The 18,409-nt window shown below is 63.2% G+C and carries 18 protein-coding genes and 2 pseudogenes; 5 read left to right on the top strand and 15 right to left on the bottom strand.

The window, feature by feature from the left end; all coding sequences use genetic code 11:
• Positions 1-7: 7 nt before the first annotated feature.
• The 15 genes and pseudogenes from CFB17_RS12645 to CFB17_RS12575 all read right to left on the bottom strand — a co-directional run bounded on the left by CFB17_RS12645 (position 8) and on the right by CFB17_RS12575 (position 12,793).
• On the bottom strand, positions 8-1,324 hold the full coding sequence (locus CFB17_RS12645) for a M20 family metallopeptidase (RefSeq protein WP_088561914.1): 1,317 nt from the start codon (positions 1,322-1,324) through the stop codon (positions 8-10).
• Positions 1,324-2,274 carry an ABC transporter permease gene (locus CFB17_RS12640; RefSeq protein WP_088561913.1) on the bottom strand — a complete coding sequence of 317 codons (951 nt, stop codon included), beginning with the start codon at positions 2,272-2,274 and terminating at the stop codon, positions 1,324-1,326. Before CFB17_RS12640 ends, CFB17_RS12645 begins: the two co-directional genes overlap by 1 nt.
• Complete coding sequence (locus CFB17_RS12635) at positions 2,271-3,236, bottom strand: ABC transporter permease (protein WP_088561912.1); 966 nt, start codon at positions 3,234-3,236, stop codon at positions 2,271-2,273. Before CFB17_RS12635 ends, CFB17_RS12640 begins: the two co-directional genes overlap by 4 nt.
• Positions 3,237-3,241: 5 nt before the next feature.
• Complete coding sequence (locus CFB17_RS12630; protein ID WP_088561911.1) at positions 3,242-4,234, bottom strand: autoinducer 2 ABC transporter substrate-binding protein; 993 nt, start codon at positions 4,232-4,234, stop codon at positions 3,242-3,244.
• A gap of 36 nt (positions 4,235-4,270) precedes the next feature.
• Positions 4,271-5,038: an ATP-binding cassette domain-containing protein gene (locus CFB17_RS12625; RefSeq protein WP_088561910.1), complete on the bottom strand. Its 768-nt coding sequence runs from the start codon at positions 5,036-5,038 to the stop codon at positions 4,271-4,273.
• Positions 5,039-5,040: 2 nt separating this feature from the next.
• Positions 5,041-5,814: a glutamine amidotransferase gene (locus CFB17_RS12620; RefSeq protein ID WP_088561945.1), complete on the bottom strand. Its 774-nt coding sequence runs from the start codon at positions 5,812-5,814 to the stop codon at positions 5,041-5,043.
• Positions 5,815-5,834: 20 nt separating this feature from the next.
• Positions 5,835-6,896 (bottom strand): phosphotriesterase family protein, encoded by a 1,062-nt coding sequence (locus tag CFB17_RS12615; protein WP_088561909.1) that lies wholly within the window; start codon positions 6,894-6,896, stop codon positions 5,835-5,837.
• Positions 6,893-7,897: an ABC transporter permease gene (locus tag CFB17_RS12610; RefSeq protein WP_207762062.1), complete on the bottom strand. Its 1,005-nt coding sequence runs from the start codon at positions 7,895-7,897 to the stop codon at positions 6,893-6,895. Before CFB17_RS12610 ends, CFB17_RS12615 begins: the two co-directional genes overlap by 4 nt.
• Positions 7,894-8,607 carry an ATP-binding cassette domain-containing protein gene (locus CFB17_RS12605; protein WP_088561943.1) on the bottom strand — a complete coding sequence of 238 codons (714 nt, stop codon included), beginning with the start codon at positions 8,605-8,607 and terminating at the stop codon, positions 7,894-7,896. The genes CFB17_RS12610 and CFB17_RS12605 overlap by 4 nt, the downstream gene beginning before the upstream one ends.
• Before the next feature lie 38 nt (positions 8,608-8,645).
• A complete protein-coding gene (locus CFB17_RS12600) occupies positions 8,646-9,581 on the bottom strand; it encodes a substrate-binding domain-containing protein (RefSeq protein ID WP_088561908.1) in 936 nt (311 codons plus the stop codon).
• A 4-nt stretch (positions 9,582-9,585) separates the two neighbouring features.
• On the bottom strand, positions 9,586-10,587 hold the full coding sequence (locus tag CFB17_RS12595; RefSeq protein ID WP_088561907.1) for a LacI family DNA-binding transcriptional regulator: 1,002 nt from the start codon (positions 10,585-10,587) through the stop codon (positions 9,586-9,588).
• Positions 10,588-11,088: 501 nt separating this feature from the next.
• Positions 11,089-11,388: pseudogene (locus CFB17_RS12590) on the bottom strand (NAD(P)-dependent alcohol dehydrogenase); the annotation flags it as partial.
• Between the two features lie 46 nt (positions 11,389-11,434).
• Positions 11,435-11,653: an AAA-type ATPase lid domain-containing protein gene (locus CFB17_RS20140; protein ID WP_456061941.1), complete on the bottom strand. Its 219-nt coding sequence runs from the start codon at positions 11,651-11,653 to the stop codon at positions 11,435-11,437.
• Positions 11,654-12,163: pseudogene (locus CFB17_RS19670) on the bottom strand (sigma 54-interacting transcriptional regulator); the annotation flags it as partial.
• A 96-nt stretch (positions 12,164-12,259) separates the two neighbouring features.
• Positions 12,260-12,793: a sigma-54-dependent transcriptional regulator family protein gene (locus CFB17_RS12575; RefSeq protein ID WP_133063902.1), complete on the bottom strand. Its 534-nt coding sequence runs from the start codon at positions 12,791-12,793 to the stop codon at positions 12,260-12,262.
• Between the two features lie 518 nt (positions 12,794-13,311).
• On the opposite strand from CFB17_RS12575, the gene CFB17_RS12570 reads away from it, so the two are divergent.
• The 5 genes from CFB17_RS12570 (at position 13,312) to CFB17_RS12550 (ending at position 18,302) form a co-directional block, all read left to right on the top strand.
• On the top strand, positions 13,312-13,593 hold the full coding sequence (locus CFB17_RS12570; protein ID WP_165769595.1) for a hypothetical protein: 282 nt from the start codon (positions 13,312-13,314) through the stop codon (positions 13,591-13,593).
• A 350-nt stretch (positions 13,594-13,943) separates the two neighbouring features.
• Positions 13,944-15,608, top strand: a complete 1,665-nt coding sequence (locus tag CFB17_RS12565) for an aromatic/alkene/methane monooxygenase hydroxylase/oxygenase subunit alpha (RefSeq protein ID WP_088561902.1) — start codon at positions 13,944-13,946, stop codon at positions 15,606-15,608.
• 107 nt (positions 15,609-15,715) lie between these two features.
• A complete protein-coding gene (locus CFB17_RS12560) occupies positions 15,716-16,780 on the top strand; it encodes an NADH:ubiquinone reductase (Na(+)-transporting) subunit F (RefSeq protein ID WP_088561901.1) in 1,065 nt (354 codons plus the stop codon).
• Positions 16,781-16,835: 55 nt separating this feature from the next.
• On the top strand, positions 16,836-17,915 hold the full coding sequence (locus CFB17_RS12555) for an aromatic/alkene monooxygenase hydroxylase subunit beta (protein WP_088561900.1): 1,080 nt from the start codon (positions 16,836-16,838) through the stop codon (positions 17,913-17,915).
• 36 nt (positions 17,916-17,951) lie between these two features.
• On the top strand, positions 17,952-18,302 hold the full coding sequence (locus tag CFB17_RS12550) for an MmoB/DmpM family protein (protein ID WP_088561899.1): 351 nt from the start codon (positions 17,952-17,954) through the stop codon (positions 18,300-18,302).
• The last annotated feature ends 107 nt before the right edge of the window (positions 18,303-18,409 follow it).

Below are 18,409 nucleotides of genomic sequence, written 5' to 3'. Positions count from 1 at the left end.
GCAATCCTCATCGGCACCAATCGGCGATCGTCAGGGCCAGCGCCTGGGTACAGGCAACGAGATCGGCGACGGCCACACGCTCATTCGGTTGATGCGCCTGGCTTGGATCGCCTGGGCCGAAATTGATCGTTGGTGTTCCACCCAGAGTTGTTGGCAACCCAATATCGCTGTGTGCCCCGAAGCCGGTCAAGACCGGGCTCAATCCAGCGCTGGAAGCTGCACTCTGCATCGTCGTCACCAGCGGGTGATCAGAGGGCACTTCGGCACAGTCGGCATCGAGGATCCATTCGATCCTGGCCGGATGAGCGGCAAGATAGGGATCTGCCGCGCAGAGTCGCGCCAAATGTGCCTCGACCTCCCGCTTCACGTGGCCGCCCAGATTATGCTCGTCATGCTCGCTCGGCAGATATTGGACGTCGACGATGATCTCGGCCCGGCCCGCCATCGACGAGGGGTGCTCGCCAGCCTTGATCTGCGTGACCAGAACCTGGTTGGAGAGGCCCATGAGCGGGTGGTTCTTGCGCGGATCGGTGGCCCAGCGGCGATTGAGAATGTCGATGCCGTCCAGGATCTGGCGGCAAAGCCAGATGGCATCGACTGGCCCACCTTGATCCCAGGATTTCACCGCCAATTCGGCATGGCCACCGATACCGTCGATGATGATGCGCCCCCAGAGGATCCCGCGGCAAAGGGGTGCTACGCGATTGGCCGTCGGCTCCGTCATGATTCCGGCATCGGCGCGGTAGCCGCGATCGACCATGGCGAGCGAGCCCATGCCGCCGATCTCCTCGTCGACGACGGTCGTAAAGACGACATCGCCCTTGAGCTTCATCCCCAGCTCACGGAGGGTTTCAATTGCCATCAGCATGCAGGCGACCCCGCCCTTCATATCGACCGTGCCACGGCCGCGCAGCATGCCGGCCTCCAGCGTTGGGACGAAGGGATCGGTCGTCCAGTGCTCCGTCGCTCCGGGCGGCACGACGTCGATATGCCCGGTCAGCATGAGAGAGCGGCCACCACCCGAGCCCTTGAGCACGCCGCCCAGATTGGGCCGGCCTTCGAAGGTCCTGCCGGGATGAGCACCCGCCCGTCCTGCGTATTTTGCCAGGAGAGCCGGTCCGTCAGGCTCCCAGAGGTCGGTTATGAAGCCGAGCCGTTCCAGGCGGTCCTTCAAATAGAGCTGGCATTCGCGTTCGCCCGGACCGGATTGGCGCGGATCGCTCATCACGATCGAGGGGAAGCTTACGAGGTCGGCCAGCGTCTTGACGATCGTCGCCTCCCGGGTGGCGACAGCTTCGAGGATGGTCTTGGGTTCGATGGTCATCAGGCATTCCAGCGGACGGTGCGTCGATCGATGAGGAGAACGAGAATGAGAAGCAGGCCGATGGCGCCCACCTGCCACGTCGTGGCGATATTGGAGAATTGCATGGCGGTCTTGAGGCTGACGATGAAGAGGACGGCGGCCAGGACGCCGAACACCCCGCCGGCACCGCCCAGGATCGAGACACCGCCGACCAGGACGGCCGCCAGCGATTCCAGCTCGAGGTTCTGGCCGATATTGGGTCGGGCACTCCCGAACCAGGCGAGCGTGACCAGGGCGGCCATGCCCGCCAGCAGGCCGCTTGTGACATAGAGGAGCAGGCGCACACGGGAGACCGGAATGCCGGCCAGACGAGCGGCATTCTCACGAAAGCCCATGGCACGGACCCATCGACCCCAGGCGGTCTGGCTGAGAATGAGGGCCACCAGGACAAAAACCGGCAGAACGAAGGCCAGGAAATGCCAAGGCACGAGGCCGAGTGTCCCCCGGCCGAACGGGAAGAGCCAAGCCGGCACGCCTGGTACGGGACCGCCGCCGGTGAGCGCCAGCGCCAGGCCGCCATAGAGAAAGAGCGTGCCCAGGGTGGCGATGAGCGGCAAAAGACCAAGTCGCGTGACGAGCAGGCCGTTGCCGAGGCCGAGCAGGCCGCCCAGCAGGATGGCGGCCGGCGGCAAGAGGAAGCCAGGCAGGCCGGCGCGAACCGCCAGCATGGATAAGATCGCCACCAGCGAGACCATGGCGCCGACAGCGAGATCGATCCCGGCACCGCCGCCCAGGACGACCAGGGCCTGGCCCAGTGAGACCAGGGCCAGCACGGTCGAGAATTGCAGGATCGAGCGTAGGACGGCCGGCTGGAAGAAGGCGGGCGCGAACATGGCCAGCAGCCCCAGGAGGGCCAGCCAGAGCACGAAGAGAACGAGGATTCGGGCTTTCGGCAACGAGGTGAGCTTCATGCGGGTTGGCGCCAGAAATTGCGGAGGCGATCGCCCAGGCCCAGCAAGTGGCCCTCGAGGCTGAGCACGCCAAGGAGAAGCAGGCCGGTGACGACGGTCTGCCAGAGGGAAGGAACGCCAACGAGGACCAGGCCATTTTGCAAGACACGCAGAAGAATGATGCCCAGCATCGTGCCGAGCAGGCTGGCCCGACCACCCAGGATGCTGGTCCCGCCCAGGATGACGGCCGCGATCGCATCCAGGGCCGTATTGCTGCCGATCGTCATCTCGACATTGCGGTAGGTTGCCACATGGAAGGCGCCGGCGAGGCCGGCGAGCCCGCCGCCGAGCGCGAAGGCAACAAGGCGTGTGCCGACGACGTTCACCCCCATGAGCCGCGCCTTGTCCTCGTCATGGCCGACGGCCAGCAAATGAATGCCGAACGGCGTCCGCCGCAACAGGACATGGGCCAGCGCATAGGCAAGAACGACGACGAGGAGTGCGACGGGCAGGCCAAGGAGCGTGCCGCTCAGAAGATCGGTCAGGCCCGAGGGGAGGCCCGAGAGCCATTGCCCGCCCAGCCAGACAAAGATGGCGGTCCGGTAGACACCATAAAGGCCGATCGTTGCGACGATAGCTGGCACGCGGCCGATGGCGACCACCATTCCGGTCAGGCAGCCCAGCAGGGTGCCTGCCAGCACCGCCAAAGTAAGGGCCAGACCGGCCGGCAGGCCCATCAAAAGACCATGGGCCGCGGCGATGGCGGCAAGGCCCATGACCATGCCGACGGCGACATCGATCCCGCCGCCGGCCAGGACGAAGGTAAGCCCAAGCCCGATCAGAAGCAGTTCGATGGCATTGCGGCCGATGATAAGCGCGTTGGCGGGCGTGGCGAAAAAGGGCGAGGCCAGGGCAAAGGCCAGGCAAGCCGCCAAGATCGCCAGACCCAGGACAAGCTCGCGGCCGATCGGTTCCGTCGACATGGGGATCAGAAGTTGAACTGGTCGACATTGTCCGCCGTGAAGACGGCGGGCTTGCCCAAGAGGAGAACTCCCGTCCTGGCATCATAGCTGACGGGCTGCGATAGTCCTGGCACCTTGTTGAGGGCAGTGAGCGTCACGCCATCGACCAGTTGCTTGCCGGCCCAGACGGTCAGGTAGCCAAGGGCCGAGGGATCCCAGAGGACGGTGAAACCCATGGCACCGTTCTTCAGATAGGGCTTGGCGGTATTGGGGCTGCAATAACCTGTGCCGATCACCTTGCCGACCTTGCCGGCGGTCTCGATCGCCTGCGCGACCCCGGGGCAGGTGGTTGAGGCGACGGCGATGATCCCCTTGAGGTCAGGATTGGCGGTCATGAGGTCGGTTGCGATCTGGGCGGCGCGCTCGGCCGTACCGCCGGCGAATTGCGGCTCCAGAAGCTTGAGCTTGGGATATTTGGCCTTGGCCTCCTCCTGCATGAAGGAGATCCAGGTATTGAGATTGGTGGCGGTGGCCTCGCCCGAGACGATCCCGATTGTGCCTTCGCCGCCAACGCGCGACGCCAATTCGTCGATGATCGTGTGGCCGAGATCTTCGTCTGTCGCCTGCGCCACATAGAGGGCGCGGCCGCTGTCGGGGGCGTCGCTGTCGCTCGTGAAGAGCTTGGCCCCGCGTGCTTTCGCCTCCTCCACGACGGGTGCCAGGCTCGAGGCATCGAGGACGCTGACGGCCACCGCCTGCACGCCCTGGTTCAAGAGGGTCTCGACGATCTGCAACTGGTCGACCGGATTGGTATCGACCGGGCCGCTATAGACGAAATCGACACCGAGATCGGCGGCTGCCTTCTTGCCGCCCGCCTCCATGGCATTGAAATAGGGGATGCCCACGATCTGCGGCACGAAGGCAACCTTGGGCTTCTCCGCCGCCATGGCGCTGCCGGCTGCGGCCAGGAGCGCCGCGCCACAGAGGACGCCGGCGATCCGTATCTTTTTCCAGCTCATCGAGAAAAGACCTCCATGGGGTCGGGGTGGATTGAATCAGGCAGCCAGGTCGGCTGTCCTTGCATCGGGATGGGCGCCGGTGATCAAGGCCACGATCTCATCGGGCGTCGTGGCGGCACGCTGGCGCTCGGCGATCTTGCGGCCACGACGAAAGACCGCCATGCGGTCCGCGACCTCGAAGACGTCGCCGATATTGTGGCTGATCAGGATGACGGCGCAGTTCCGGGCGGCAAGTTGCCGGACCAGCTTCAGCACTTTGCGAGTTTCGGCCACGGCCAGCGCCGCCGTAGGCTCGTCCATGATGACCAGCCTGCCGCCCTGGTCCAGGGCGCGGGCGATGGCCACGGCCTGGCGCTGGCCGCCCGACATGCCGCCCACCCGGGCCAGCGGATCGGGGATGTGCGCATCCAGCTCCCGCAAGAGGGTATCGACCCGCTGGCGCATCGCCCGGCGCCGCAGCCAGGGAAAGCCAAGGACGCGCCGCACGACCTCGCGGCCGAGAAAGACATTCTCGACCACGTTCAGGTTCTCCGACAAAGCCAGCTCCTGGTAGATCGTGGCGATGCCGGCCCTGGCTGCGTCATGCGGCGAGGCAAATGCCACCGGCCGACCCTCGATGCGGATCTCGCCCCGGCTCTGCGGCTGAGCCCCCGCCAGGATCTTGACGAAGGTCGACTTGCCGGCACCGTTGTCGCCCAGGAGCGCCAGCACCTCACCCTGATGAATGTCGAGATCGACCCCGTCCAGCGCCTTCAGGCCGCCGAACGACTTGCCGATTCCCCTGGCCTGGACGAAGGGTGTCATGCTCAGCCAGCCAGCTTCGTGGTCCAGGAGAGGACGTTTTGCCAGAGCCGGCCATAGCCTTCCCAGGCGACGAAGGCATTGGGCAGCCAATGCGGGCCGATATCCGAGGTCCAGGCCAATGTCCGTCCCTTGCCGAAGCTGCCGGTGACGAGCAACGGAAAGCCGCCCTCGTCCTCGGGCAGGCGCGCCAGCACGGTCGCACCGTCCTTCAGCTCCACCTCGTTGGCGCCAAGGAGGAGCGGCCAGTCGGTGCCGAGGCCGGCCAGGACAGGGTGCGAGGCATCGCCGGTCACAACCGGCTTGAAACCCTCGGGCACCTCGATGCGGTCGTCATAGGGCAGGCAGCTGACGGGCAGCGCCTCTTCCACGGGTGTGCGCCGCCAGCGGCCACGGCCGTCAATGCCCTGGAAGGTGAGGTATCCGCCGATCATGATGAGGCCGCCGCCATTGCGCGTCCATTCGCGTAGCAGCTTCAGACGATTGGGCACGGGCTCGCCCTTCAGCCAGACATCGGGATGAAGGAGGAGCGTATTGGCGCCGATGTCGGAGACGATGATGGCGTCGAAGGCCGCCATCTTCTCAGCCGTGTCGGGAAAGGCTGTGGCCGCTTCGTGCGAGGGCATGTAGGTAAGCTTGAAGGGGGAGTCTTTGAGCGCCTCCACCAGGGGTTCGGCACCCAGATGGTAGGTGACGCTGCCGAACTGGTCGAAGCCCTTGTAATGGGTGGCAGCGCTCATCCAGCTTTCACCGACGAGGAGCACGTTCTTCTCGGTCATCATCTTCTCCAACAATGGCTTCAGTCGGCCGCGAAGACGCGGCGTGGATTGTCCGTCAGGAGGGCCGCCAGGATGGCGGCGTCCAGCCCGTGACGGGCGAGGCGAGGCAGGAAATGACGTTGGACATAGGCGTAGCCGAAGCCGCCATGCCGCGTGAGCATCATCTTGAGGAACACATCCTGCGAGAGCAGCAGGCGTTCGCCATGGCCCTTCGCGACCAGTCCCGCGATGGCGCGCGCATTTTCCTCGTCGGAGGGGCACTGCACGCCCTGATCGGCATAGAAGAAATCCATGCCGATCATGTCGAACTCTAAGAAGGCGCCGCGTTCGGCAAGGCTCGTCTGATAGGCGACGTCCAGCCCGGAGGGATTCATGTGGCAAAGGACGGTATGATGGACGTCGCCGCCCTTGGCCTCGACGATGTCGAGCACGCGATGCGCGTGGCGAAACCAGCCGGGCAGATGCACCATCAAGGGCAGGCCCGTTCGCCGTTGCGCCATCGCGGCACCCTCCAGCGACTTGGTCTCGGCCGCCGTGAAGTCGGCGGAGATGCCGATCTCGCCGATGATGCCGATCCTGGCATCCGTCCCATCAACCCCGTGGAGGGCCTCGGTGACGATGACATCGGCGATGTCCTCCGCCGTCATCGAGCTCACCGCCGGAGGGTGCGAGCTCTCCAGGTAGAAGCCGCCGCCCATGACGATGTTGAGCCCCGTGGCGCGAGCGATCCGCCGCAAGCTTAAGGGATCGCGGCCGATCCCGGCACAGGTCGGATCGACAATCGTCCGGCCGCCGAGCTCATAGACCGGTCGGAGCTCCTCGATGGTGGCGGCCTCGTCTTGCAGTCGACAATTATCGAGGTTGACGAAAGGGTCCATGCGCAGCTCGCCCAGAATGGCTGGCTGTACCGGCAGCTCGGCCAGATGGCGGCGGACAATGTCGCGCGGCCGGTTCCACCAGGAGCGCACGTCATTGACCAGATGCTCGTGCATCAAGGTCGGCCCAAGTGTTGCCAGCGCGATCGGACCATCGACCGTCATGACCTGGCCCGAACCCACATGACCCTGGCTCTTCTCGCTCATCGCCGGCGTCCCAGCTTGGAGAACAGCCGCGTGTTCAGCCAGATCGCGATCAGGATGACCGCCCCGGTGACGATCTGGGTGAAGAAGGGCGAGATATGAATGAGGATCAGGCCGTTGCCGATGCAGGCAATGGTAAGGGCACCGAGAAGCGTGCCGACGATCGTCCCGCGCCCGCCGATCAAGGCCGTGCCGCCAAGGACGACGGCGGCGATCACGTCCAGCTCGAAGCCCACGGCGGCATTGGACGAGCCCGAGCCCAGCCGGGCCGCGATGACAATGCCGGCAAGGGCCGCGGCCGTGCCGCTCATGACATAGACCGAGGCCGTGAGCCGCCGCGTCGGAATGCCCGTGCGCCGCGCCGCCTCGCTATTGGCGCCGATCGCCACGATGTGGCGACCATAGACCGTGCGGCTGAGCGTTATCAGTCCGGCCAGGGCGGCGAGAATGGCCAGGATGGCCGGTGCCGGCATGCCGAGGAACCAGCCGCGCCCGAGCGCTGTGAATCCCGTGCCCGAGGCGATCGGGATCGAGAAGCCCTGTGTCATCAAGAGGGCGACGCCTCGCAGGATCGAGAGGCCGGCCAGGGTGACGATGAAAGCGGGGATGCCTTGATAGGCAATGAACCAGCCCTGGATCAGCCCGACCAGGCCCCCCACCAAAAGAATGGCCAGGATGGTCAAGGGCCACGGCAGGCCCTGCTGCAGGAGGATCGCCGCCAGGGCATTGGTCAGCGCGACGATCGAGCCCACCGACAAATCGATGCCGCCCGTCGTGATGACGAAGGTCATGGCGATGGCGACGATGAGGTTGGGCGCGGCCTGACGCAACAGGTTCAAGACGTTGCCCGTCGTGGCGAAGACATCCGTCATGAAGGTGAAGACGAGGCAACAGGCGATGAAGAAGAGGGCGATCGCCAAAATCTGCGCCTGCGGGCCCAGATGGTCGATCAGGCGCAGGGCGTTGGTCCGCGGCGTGCGCGGCATGGATAGCTCGTGGCTCATGTATATTTCTCGCCGACGATGAGGCGGACGAGATCCTCGAGATTGGTCTGGCCGATGGCACGCTCGGCGACCTTGGTGCCCTCGTACATCACGGCGATGCGGTCGCAGACCCGAAAGAGGTCCTGGAGCCGATGCGTGATCAGGACGACGGCCACGCCCAGCGCCTTCACGCGCCCGATCAGTGCCAAGACGGCCTCGACTTCGGCCACGGCCAGCGCCGAGGTCGGCTCGTCCATGATGAGGACGCGCGGATTGAAGGCGGCGGCCCGGGCGATGGCGATCGCCTGGCGCTGGCCGCCCGAGAGCTGCTCGACCGTGGCGCGCAGATGCGGGATGCGGATCTCCAGCGCTTCCAGCATGGCGGCGGCTTTCTGCTCCATGCGGCGGCGCTGCAGGAAACCCAGCCGGCGCGGCTCGCGGCCGAGAAAGAGATTGCCCGCAACGTCGATCGTGTCGCAGAGCGAGAGGTCCTGATAGACCATCTCGATGCCGCGCGCCCGCGCCTCCGCCGGCTCGGCGTAGGACACCATCTGGCCATCCAACGCTATGGTTCCGGCATCGGCCACATAGGCGCCGGCCAGCACCTTGGTGAAGGTCGACTTTCCGGCCGCATTGTCACCGACCAGTCCCAGGCATTCGCCCGGCATGATATCGAGATCGACGCCTCTTAGTGCCTCGACGGCGCCAAAGCGCTTCTTGATCCCGCGCATGGAGACGCGCGGGATCGTGGCGGCGGTCGGTGACAGGCTCACTTGAAGACCGCGCGGTAGGGATCGACATTCGACTTGGTGACGATCGTCACCGGCACGTTGATCTCCTTGTCGACCGTCTTGCCGGCATGGAGCTTCATGAGTGCTTCGATGGCAGCGGCACCCATGGCGGCCGGATCCTGTTGCACGACGCCCAGGACGTAGCCCGCATCGATGCCCTTGATCGATTCGGCCGTCAGATCCCAGCCCACCACCTTGACGCTGTCCTGGCGCCCCTGGCTCTCGACGGCCGCAACCGTGCCCACCATGGCGGGCTCGCCCGTGGCATAGACGACGGCCAGGTCCGGATTGCCGGTTAAGAGATTCTCGGCCGCACTCATCGCATTGTCCTGGATGTTGCGGCCATCCACGATATTGACGATCGGGAACTTGTCCGAAGCCTTCAGCCTGTCCTCGAAGCCTTTCTGGCGCAGATTCTGGATAGCGGAGTTCAAGGCACCGACGATGCCGAGCTTGCCGCCCGCCGGGATGCTCTTTTCCAGGAATTCGGCCATGTCGGCCCCAGCCTTGCCGTTATCGACGCCGACCTGCGCCTTCTGTGGGCCGGGCGGCAGCACGGCATCGACGGAGATCACGGGGATGCCGGCCTTGGCCGCTTCCTGGACGGCCGGCATGATTCCGTTGACGTCGATCGCATCGACGATGATGCCCTGCACTTTTTGCTCGATATAGGTCTCGATGGCATTGTTCTGCGAGGCCGGATCGTTGTTGGCATTATAAATGACAAGGTTGGCCCCGGCTTTTTTGGCGGCGGCCTCGGCGCCGGCGTTCACCTGATTGAAGAACAGCGCCTGCTGATTGATCTGGACGAGGGCGAATGTCGGCGCCTCGGCGGCGAGTGTGGGAACGGCCTGGGCCAGGCTCAACGTGGCTGCCCCTATGAGCACAAAGAAGGTACGGCGATGGATCGACATGCTCTTAACCTTTCAGCTTCCGGTTGGCGGACGGCGGCGGCGCCACCGACTGGCGGACAATGAGCTCGACCGGCATCAGCTCGATGCCGGGGCCGATCTTGGTGACAATGGCCTCGACCGCGCGCCGCCCCATGGCCTCGATGGGCTGACGAATGGCCGTCAGGGGAGGTGTCAGGAGATGCAGCGGCCCCACATCGTCAAAGGCGATCAGCGAGACATCGCCTGGCACGTCGATGTCGGCATCGCGCAGCCCTTCGAGGACACCCAGGGCGGCTTCCTCGCTGCAGACGAAAAGAGCGCTGGGCGGTTCGGCGGCGGCGAGGAAAAGCCTGGCCGCGCGCCGCCCCTCCGCCACTGAATAAGGGCCGTTGGTCGAGAACGTGATCGCCGCTTCCGGGCCGCACTCGCGGACAGCGCGGCAGAGCCCCTGCCAGCGACCATCCATGCTGGTCATGCCCGCAAGGCCGCCGATGCAGCCGATCCGGCGATGCCCGGCTGCCAGCAGGGCCTGACCCGCCAGATAGCCGCCCGCCTCGTTGTCGCAGAAGATCTTGGGAGCGACGGTGCCCGGCACGTCCTCGTCCAGGAGGACGGCGCCCGGGATGGTCTCGATGCTGCGCGCGAGCGACCCGTCATCGGGATGATTGGTAACGAAGATCAGACCATCGACGCCGTCGCGGCCGAGCCTTGCCAGATAGTCCAGCTCGCGGCCTTGCCGGTTCAACGTGGCGCAGAGCACCAGACCCAGTCCTTCTGCGTCCGCAGCTTCCTCGACCGCACCGGCAAGGCGGGCAAAGAAAGGATTGGCGATTTCCGGCAGGACGAGGCCGATCGTCTCCGAGCGGCCGAGGCTGAGCCGCCGCGCGTGTGGATTGGGATGATAGTCGAGGGCAAGAATAGCATCGTCTATTCTCTTGACAGTTTCTTGCGGCAGAACGATCGAACCGTTCAGATGACGCGAAATTGTTGTCACTGAAAGGCCTGATCTTGCTGCGACGTCCTTCAATCGCGGCCGGGCAGTGGTCTTGCGCACGAGATCCTGTTCGCCTCTCGCGGTAATGCGGTTCACTAAAGCGGTTTACCAACATTGCGGTAACCAGATGGTAGATGCAAGGCTAATTGATCGCCATTAACTGACTAATAAAACCCCAAAATGGAAATAATTTGACCAGCCATCGCGGAAAGACAGCCGTTGGACGCCCAATAATCTGGGCGTGTCGCTAATCCAGGCGGCGCCGCACAGCGGATGCAGCAGGTCACCCGCCAGCATCCACGAGACTGCCGGGACAGTCGCGCGGATGCCTCCGTCCAAGGGTACGAATCGCGTTAGGAGCCAGATGGCGGGGTGCCGCGTCGCGAGAGGGGCATTCTTGCTCTGGCGCAATGCCCGGCATAAGCGCTTGGGAGCGGCGGCGGCCCTTGCATGTGCGAGCACCACGTCACTCGTCCTTCGGCCAGCCGAAAGCGCCCATCGCGTTCCGGTCGTTCGGGCAGGCGCCTCGCGGGCTCAGGGAATGAGGACCCCCGGGCAGCTAATCTTGCCCTTATACAGGTCGCGCAGTGCCCGGTTGGCGGCATCCAGGGGATATTCTTTGATGGCGAGATCGCATTTGCCCCGGTCGGCCAGAGCCATCAACTCGGTCAGCTCTGCCCAGGTGCCTACGAGGCTGCCGATGATATTGCGCTCGGTGATGATGAGGTCGACGGTCGGGATATTGATGTTCTCGCCATAGCCCACGACGTAATAGCTGCCGGTTGCACGCGTCATCGCCAAACCTTTCAAGGTCGTGCCGTGCTCGGCGACGAAGGCTCTGCCTTTGCCTCCCCGGGTGCCAGTTCCGATAATAAGCGAACTATATCCTAAGGCCTATCCGCGCGTCCTCCCCCTGCAGGGCCAGTCGGGTCAGGACGTTGTGCAGCTCGCGCATGTTGCCCTGCCAGTCATGCCGGGCCAGCATGGCGGCTGCTTTCTCCTCGATCCTGGCGCCGGGCGCCGCTTCCTTTGCCAGTACCGCCAGGAGGAGCGCGAAGTCCGGGCGTTCGACCAGACGCGGCAGGAGAATGTCGGCCACGCTCAATCGGTAGAAGAGATCGCTTCTGAAACGGCCAGCCTTGACAGCCTGGGCGAGGTCGACATTGGTGGCGGCCACGAGCTGGACATTGACCTCACGCAGCTTCGTTCCGCCCGGCAGCCGGACCTGTCAATCGTCGAGAAGACGGAGCAGAACCGTCTGCAGGGCGGGGCGCATGCCGCCAATCTCATCCAGGAACAGGGTGCCACCGTCGGCCTCGACGACAAGGCCGGCCGAGCCGCCCCTTGCGTGCGCCGGTAATGCGCCCTCCTTGTGGCCGCACAACGCCGCCTCGATCAGGCTCTCTGGCTGGGTCGCGCAGTTGACCGGCACGAAGGCGTCCTTGCGGCTCGAGAGGTGGTGTGCCTCACGCGACATCATGTCCCTGTCCGTGCCCGAGGGGCCGCGAAGCAGAGTGGGCAGCCGTCGCTCGACGGCCCTCCCGATCAGTTTGAGACTTTGGCGGATAGTCGGATCCTCGGCGACGAAGGCCGGCCCCAGACCAGTCATCGCCATCGGCGTTATCGGCTGCGGTCGTGGCGGTGGATTGTCGGGGAGCGCCGCGTAGAAGCTGCCTTCCCGGTCCGTGAGCGTGACGTCCTGCCGTCAGGCGGAGGCTGCCAGAAGGGCGGGAACGGACTCCTTGAAGAGTTGCTCGACAGGCTCCCCGGCCAGAACCGGCAGCCCTTGCAGGAACAAGGCGGTGCGACGATTGACCGCCAGCGCGAGGCCGTCAGAGTCCAGAACCAGAAGGCCGACACTGGCGGTGCGTAGATATTCGGGCTGTCTGTGAAAGACCAGGATCGGTCGGCCGCGATACTGCGCGCGAAACATCAGGCATTCGATGTTGGCAGCGGCCATCCTTGCCAGGGCCATCGTATGATGCTGGCGGGCATGACAGTTGCCCGATTCATCGATCACCCCGGCAAGGCTGCCGTCGCTGGCGAAGATTTGCACCGCTGTGCAGGTCAGCCGCGACTGGGCGATGAAGAAATCTTCCTCGCCATGCACGGTGACCGGCTGCCGGACGGCGATGGCCAGGCCCAGGGCGTTGGTTCCCTGGCAATTCTCGCTCCAATGGCGGCCTTCCCGAATATGGGCGGCAAGGGCCGTGTCCTTGAACGTGTCTTCCGTCAGCATGTCCAGAATCAAGCCGGAGGGATCAGCCAGGGCGACGAGGAAATCGGAGCCGGCGAGCTAGCGATAGAGATCCTGCATTTCGTCCAGAGCCAAATCTCGTATGGCGGCCGATTGCTCGCGGGCCATGGTAAGCTCCGTCGTGCCGACAATTCTCGCATCCGGCAAGGCGTCAGACATGAAGCCGGCATCGAGTCAGCGCTGCCATGATTGCCTGACCTGCGCGCAAAGCTGGTCTTCGGTCACGATCAAACGGCCCTTGAGGTTCGCGTCCACGCCAGTGGACATCGGCCGGCGCTCCTTCCTGATCTCACTCGTTCCGTCCCGGGCGGCGACGTTGTTTGCCGGCAGGCAAAGGCGGCTTTATGTTCACGAACGGTGCGATCTACTATGCACACGCGCTCATGCCGTGAACAATGAAGAATGCAGCCGCTTCTGCCGCTCCCCTGGAGCCGGCATGACACGCGGGTTGCGGCCGGCGGTGATAAGGCGACAAACCGGGAGGCGAAGGGTTCTGCATGATGGAAGAGGATGACGAGGCCTACGAAACACTCATGGCCGCCCGTTTATTGCTTGTCGAGCGGCTCATCGATGCCAATAGCCATCGCCTCGCCCTGGAGAGTCGGCGGGCGGGACTGGAGCTCGAACTTGGCGCGCCGGGCGCTGACAAGGTGCACGCTCTTCATCAAGCCCGACTGATCGAGGTAAGGCAGGCCCTCGATAAGTTGGAGACCGAACAGGCGAGGCTAAAGGAAGAATTGCAGGCCGTCGTTGAGCGTCTGGATGGCGCCGCGCTGTCCTGACCCTGTAGCAGGACGCGACAGTCGACACAGAACTGTCGCAAAATAGAACATTGCAGTATATTGCTGCGATGCAATAACATCCCGTAGATCCACTGTTTAAGCAGAATTCTTATTCTTTCTAAGACATGGCACGTTCGTTGCAGAGACATTCGCGTGCCAAATGCCGCCGATAGAGCGGCGCATGAATGATGGCGATCGGGAGCGAGGCTGGGGCTGAACCAGCGGCGGAGCGTTGAGGTCGGCGGGTATCCGCCAGCCGACCGGGGCGGTCTCGTCTCCAGCCGGTTGCGACATGCGCCCATGGTGGCAGCCGGTAAGCCTAGCCGTCGCCATGACTGAGGGAGAGACAGATGTCAGGCGCTATGACGCTCAACAAGATCACCCAGCAAAAGGGGATCGGGATCAGCGAAGCGACCCGCCGGATCGCCGATCTCGGCTGGACTCCATCCTACGTCCAGGAAGCGATGACGTTTCCTACTGACTACAGGATCGCCAAGGCTCCCAAGGACCCCATGAAGCAGGTCCTACGCTCCTATTTCCCGATGCAGGAGGAAAAGGACAATCGGGTCTATGGCGCCCTGGACGCCGCCCTTCGCGGCGACATGTTCCGGAATGTCCAGCCTCGCTGGGTCGAGTGGATGAAGCTTTTCCTGGCCATCATCCCCTTCCCGGAGATCTCGGCCGCGCGATCGATGGCCATGGTCGGGCGCCTCGCGCCTGGTGACGATCTCCGTACCGGGTTCACCATGCAGATGGTCGACGAGTTCAGGCACTCGACCATTCAGATGAACCTCAAGAAATGGTATATGGAGAACTACATCGATCCCGCCGGCTTCGACATCACCGAGGCCGCCTTCGGAAAATGCTATGCGACGACGATCGGCCGTCAGTTTGGCGAGGCCTTCGTCACGGGCGACGCCATCACCTCGGCCAACATCTACCTCACCGTGGTGGCCGAGACGGCGTTCACAAACACGCTCTTTGTCGCCATGCCCTCCGAGGCGGCGAGAAACGGCGACTACGCGCTGCCGACGGTCTTCCTCTCGGTGCAGTCGGACGAATCGCGCCATATCGGCAACGGCCATTCGCTGCTCATGTCGATCTTGAACAAGCCCGAGAATCATCTCCTTCTCGAGCGCGATTTGCGCTACGCTTTCTGGCAGAATCACGGCATCGTCGACGCGGCCATCGGCACGATTATCGAATACGGCACGAAGAACCGTGACAAAAAGAAGGAGAGCTACGCGGAGCTCTGGCATCGTTGGATCTACGAGGATTACTATCGAACCTACATGTTGCCGCTCGAGAAATACGGCATCAAGATCCATCATGACGACGTGGCGCATGCTTGGGACCGTATCGTCAAGCAAGGCTATGTCCATAAGGTAGCGCAGTTCTTCTCCGCTGGATGGTGGGCCAATTTCTGGCGCATCGACGCCATGGACGAGCGTGACTTCGAATGGTTCGAGTACAAATATCCGGGCTGGTATGCCGAATACGGTGCTTGGTGGGAGAATTATCGCAAGCTCTCAAAGCCCGGCAGTGTGCCGATCACCTTTGCCGACACGGGCTATGTCTACCCGCATCGCTGCTGGTCGAACCTGGTCCCTGCCGTCATACGTGAGGAGCTCCAGGTCGACGAAGTCGATGGCGAACTCTACACCTATGGCAGCGAAGTCGATCGGTGGACCCACAAGGAGGCCTTCGCGCCCGAGTATCAGGGGCGGCCGACGCCTGCCATGGGCCGCTTCAGCGGTCGCCGCCAGTGGGAAGAACTCTATCACGGCTGGGATATGGCGGACGCCATCAAGGACATGGGCTTCGTCCGCCCAGACGGGAAGACACTCATCGCCCAGCCGCATCTGTCCTTCGAGGAGAAGGACCAGTGGACCCTCGATCACGTGCGTGGCTACACCATTCAGAGCCCCATCGTGAACCTGCGGGCGATGACGCCCGAGGCGCGTGCCCAGCACATCGCTGACTACAGGAAGGGATTCACGATCAAGCGTCTGTGATCGAGCGGGCAGGTCCGGCACGGGCGCGCCCGTGCCGGACCTGCCCGACTGCAACAATCGGATTTGATGGCCCGCCCGCAATCCGGCGGGCCGAAGGGAGCAAGCACATGGCCGAGAAAGCGTTGCCGCTGGATGTGCCGGTCTACACGGTAAGGCTGGAACCGGTCGGCATCGATCTCGAGGTACGCGAAGGCGAAACAGTGCTCAATGCCGCCTTTCGACAGGGCGTGGCCCTGCCGCATGGATGCAAGGAAGGCCAATGCTCGGCCTGCAAATGCATCTTGCACGACGGCGATATCGAGCTCTTGAAATACTCGACCTTCGCGCTCTCCGAGATAGATCGCGACACCAACCACATTCTGCTCTGCCGCACGATCGCGTATAGCGACATGCAGGTGGAACTCCTCAATTACGATGAAGAACTGCTCTCCCATGCCATCCCGGTCCGGGACTATCCGGGCGCTATCGCGGAAGTCGAGTGGTTGACGCACGACATCGCGCGATTCGCCGTCGATCTCGAAACTCCCATGAAGTTCTTTGCTGGACAGTACGCGGACATCACGGTGCCAGCCTTTAACATCATGCGCTCTTATTCGATGGCGAGCACGCCCGATCGACCCGACCGCCTCGACTTCATCATCAAGCGTTACCCTGGCGGGGCGTTCTCCGCGCTCCTTGACGACAAGCTTGAGGTTGGCACGCCTATGATCGTCAAGGGCCCCTATGGCGGATGCTTCCGGCGTGAACATCGCAGCGCCCCCATGCTGCTCGTGGGTGGTGGCTCCGGCATGTCGCCGCTCTGGTCGATCTTGAACGATCAGGCGACCAGTGGTGAGCCTGGCCGGCCCATTCGGCTATTTTATGGCGCGCGCAGCCGCCGTGATCTGTTCTGGCTCGATCGCTTCGCCGAACTCACGGAACGTCTCCCCGATTTCAAGTTCATCCCCGCTTTGTCGGCTGCCGAGTCGACGGACGACTGGCACGGAGCCACGGGCTTCATCCATGACGTGGTCCGCGAGGCGCTTGTCGAATTTGACGATCTCTCGGATGCGGATGCCTATTCCTGCGGGCCGCCACCTCTGATCGACGCCGTCGTGCCTGTCTTGCAGATCGCGGGCGTTGAGCCAGAGCGGATGTATTTTGACAAGTTCACGCAGGCACCTTTGCAGTAAATGACACGATCGCCCTGCTGGCGCTCATATAATCAGATCTAGGAGGTCAACCAAAATGTCAGTCCAAGGTGAGCAGTCCCCGCTTTCATCTGGCGCCGCCGGCGCCGCCGTTTTCCCAGGTTCGGATAGCCGGAAGTTCAATTACTTCGAGCCCAAGGGCCGCAAGGCCACGCATTACGAGGACATGACCGTCGATGTCCAGCCCGACCCCGAGCGCTATCTGGCCCAGGGGTGGATTCTCTCCTTTGGCGATGGCACGCCCACCTATTCCAAGGACTGGACGGCACTCAAGAGCTCAAACTGGCACCTCTATCGGGCACCTGACCAGGAATGGGAGCGCACCCATTACCAGCGTCAGTCCACCATCGTCGGGATGCTCAAGAACATTGTCGATAATGGACGACGCGCCGGCGCGCCTAGTCGTTTTGATCCGCGCTGGGTCAAGGTCCTGCAGGACCATGTGGGCGCCTACAAGCACGCCGAATACGGGTTGGGTAAGGCGCTCACACAAGCACAGCGCTACGGCTACACGCAGATGATCAATAATGCGATCTTGACCAACAGTTCCTACAAGCTGAGATTTGCCCAGGACCTGACGCTTTACTTGAGTGAAATCGGCCTTGATCTCAACGGCTTCGATCACGAGGCCGGCAAGAAGCACTGGCTCGAGGATCCACTGTGGCAAGGTGTTCGCGAGGCGATCGAGACGATCGGCGGTGCTGCCGATTATCTTGAGCAATATTTCGCGATCAACCTCGTCTTCGAGCCTCTGGTGGGCGAATTGTTTCGCTCGGGCTTCATCATGCAAGCGGCCGCGGCGCAAAACGATTTCATCACGCCGGCCGTCGTCTCGGCGGCCGAAGCCGATTACGAGCAGAATCTCGCCAATGCAGTCGAGTTGTTCCAGATCATGTCGAGCGATGCTAGCCATGGCGAGGCGAACAAACTGGTCATGCAAGGCTGGTTGGAACGCTATGCTGCGCTCTGCGGCAAGGCGGCCGACCTCTTGCAACCCGTCTGGTCGCAGCCCCGTGTCAAGGTCGTGCAATTCGCTGACGCCAAGGCTGCCTCGGCAAACCGTATGGCCGCGATCTGCGACGCGGTCGGACTCCAGGCCCCTTTAAGTCTCAACTGAACGACGCACCGACACCAGGGACGCGAGGATGAAGCGATGAGCGAAGCACACAATATCTTCAAGTCGATGGACCAACTCCAGTTCGAGCGGACCATCTCACATCAATGCGGCGTTACCATGAATGACAGTGTGGAGGCACGCTGTATCGCCGAGGTCATGGAGGAGAAGCCCGGCATAAGGGTGACCTACATGCCGGCCATGATTCGCATCGACGGCGAGGGCAAGATCGAGTTCAAGATGAGCGAGATCTCAGAGGCGCTCGGCCGCGAGATGACGCCCAATCTCTTCGAGATCTCAACCTCGACGCATTACGGCCGCATGGTGATGCTGGACGATGATACGGTGGTCCTCTTCGGCGACATGGACGAAGCCCTGCAATACGAATGACAAGTTGTCGCCGCTGATGACTAGGGAGGCAGGAAATCAATGTGCAAGAATGCGAAAGGCGACGAGTTTTTCATCATCGACGGGCACGTGCATCTTTGGGATGGCAG

The organism is Arboricoccus pini (genome assembly GCF_900187945.1).
GTDB classification, from domain to species: Bacteria; Pseudomonadota; Alphaproteobacteria; order Geminicoccales; family Geminicoccaceae; genus Arboricoccus; species Arboricoccus pini.
Note: the sequence above shows the minus strand (reverse complement) of the source record. Positions and strands in the feature narration are given on the sequence as shown.

What these genes read in the sequence shown, in the direction of transcription:
- CFB17_RS12645 (WP_088561914.1), bottom strand. Translation starts at nt 1,324, where the DNA reads ATGACCATCGAACCCAAGACCATCCTCGAAGCTGTCGCCACCCGGGAG.
- CFB17_RS12640 (WP_088561913.1), bottom strand. Translation starts at nt 2,274, where the DNA reads ATGAAGCTCACCTCGTTGCCGAAAGCCCGAATCCTCGTTCTCTTCGTG.
- CFB17_RS12635 (WP_088561912.1), bottom strand. Translation starts at nt 3,236, where the DNA reads ATGTCGACGGAACCGATCGGCCGCGAGCTTGTCCTGGGTCTGGCGATC.
- CFB17_RS12630 (WP_088561911.1), bottom strand. Translation starts at nt 4,234, where the DNA reads ATGAGCTGGAAAAAGATACGGATCGCCGGCGTCCTCTGTGGCGCGGCG.
- CFB17_RS12625 (WP_088561910.1), bottom strand. Translation starts at nt 5,038, where the DNA reads ATGACACCCTTCGTCCAGGCCAGGGGAATCGGCAAGTCGTTCGGCGGC.
- CFB17_RS12620 (WP_088561945.1), bottom strand. Translation starts at nt 5,814, where the DNA reads ATGACCGAGAAGAACGTGCTCCTCGTCGGTGAAAGCTGGATGAGCGCT.
- CFB17_RS12615 (WP_088561909.1), bottom strand. Translation starts at nt 6,896, where the DNA reads ATGAGCGAGAAGAGCCAGGGTCATGTGGGTTCGGGCCAGGTCATGACG.
- CFB17_RS12610 (WP_207762062.1), bottom strand. Translation starts at nt 7,897, where the DNA reads ATGAGCCACGAGCTATCCATGCCGCGCACGCCGCGGACCAACGCCCTG.
- CFB17_RS12605 (WP_088561943.1), bottom strand. Translation starts at nt 8,607, where the DNA reads ATGCGCGGGATCAAGAAGCGCTTTGGCGCCGTCGAGGCACTAAGAGGC.
- CFB17_RS12600 (WP_088561908.1), bottom strand. Translation starts at nt 9,581, where the DNA reads ATGTCGATCCATCGCCGTACCTTCTTTGTGCTCATAGGGGCAGCCACG.
- CFB17_RS12575 (WP_133063902.1), bottom strand. Translation starts at nt 12,793, where the DNA reads ATGCTGACGGAAGACACGTTCAAGGACACGGCCCTTGCCGCCCATATT.
- CFB17_RS12570 (WP_165769595.1), top strand. Translation starts at nt 13,312, where the DNA reads ATGGAAGAGGATGACGAGGCCTACGAAACACTCATGGCCGCCCGTTTA.
- CFB17_RS12565 (WP_088561902.1), top strand. Translation starts at nt 13,944, where the DNA reads ATGTCAGGCGCTATGACGCTCAACAAGATCACCCAGCAAAAGGGGATC.
- CFB17_RS12560 (WP_088561901.1), top strand. Translation starts at nt 15,716, where the DNA reads ATGGCCGAGAAAGCGTTGCCGCTGGATGTGCCGGTCTACACGGTAAGG.
- CFB17_RS12555 (WP_088561900.1), top strand. Translation starts at nt 16,836, where the DNA reads ATGTCAGTCCAAGGTGAGCAGTCCCCGCTTTCATCTGGCGCCGCCGGC.
- CFB17_RS12550 (WP_088561899.1), top strand. Translation starts at nt 17,952, where the DNA reads ATGAGCGAAGCACACAATATCTTCAAGTCGATGGACCAACTCCAGTTC.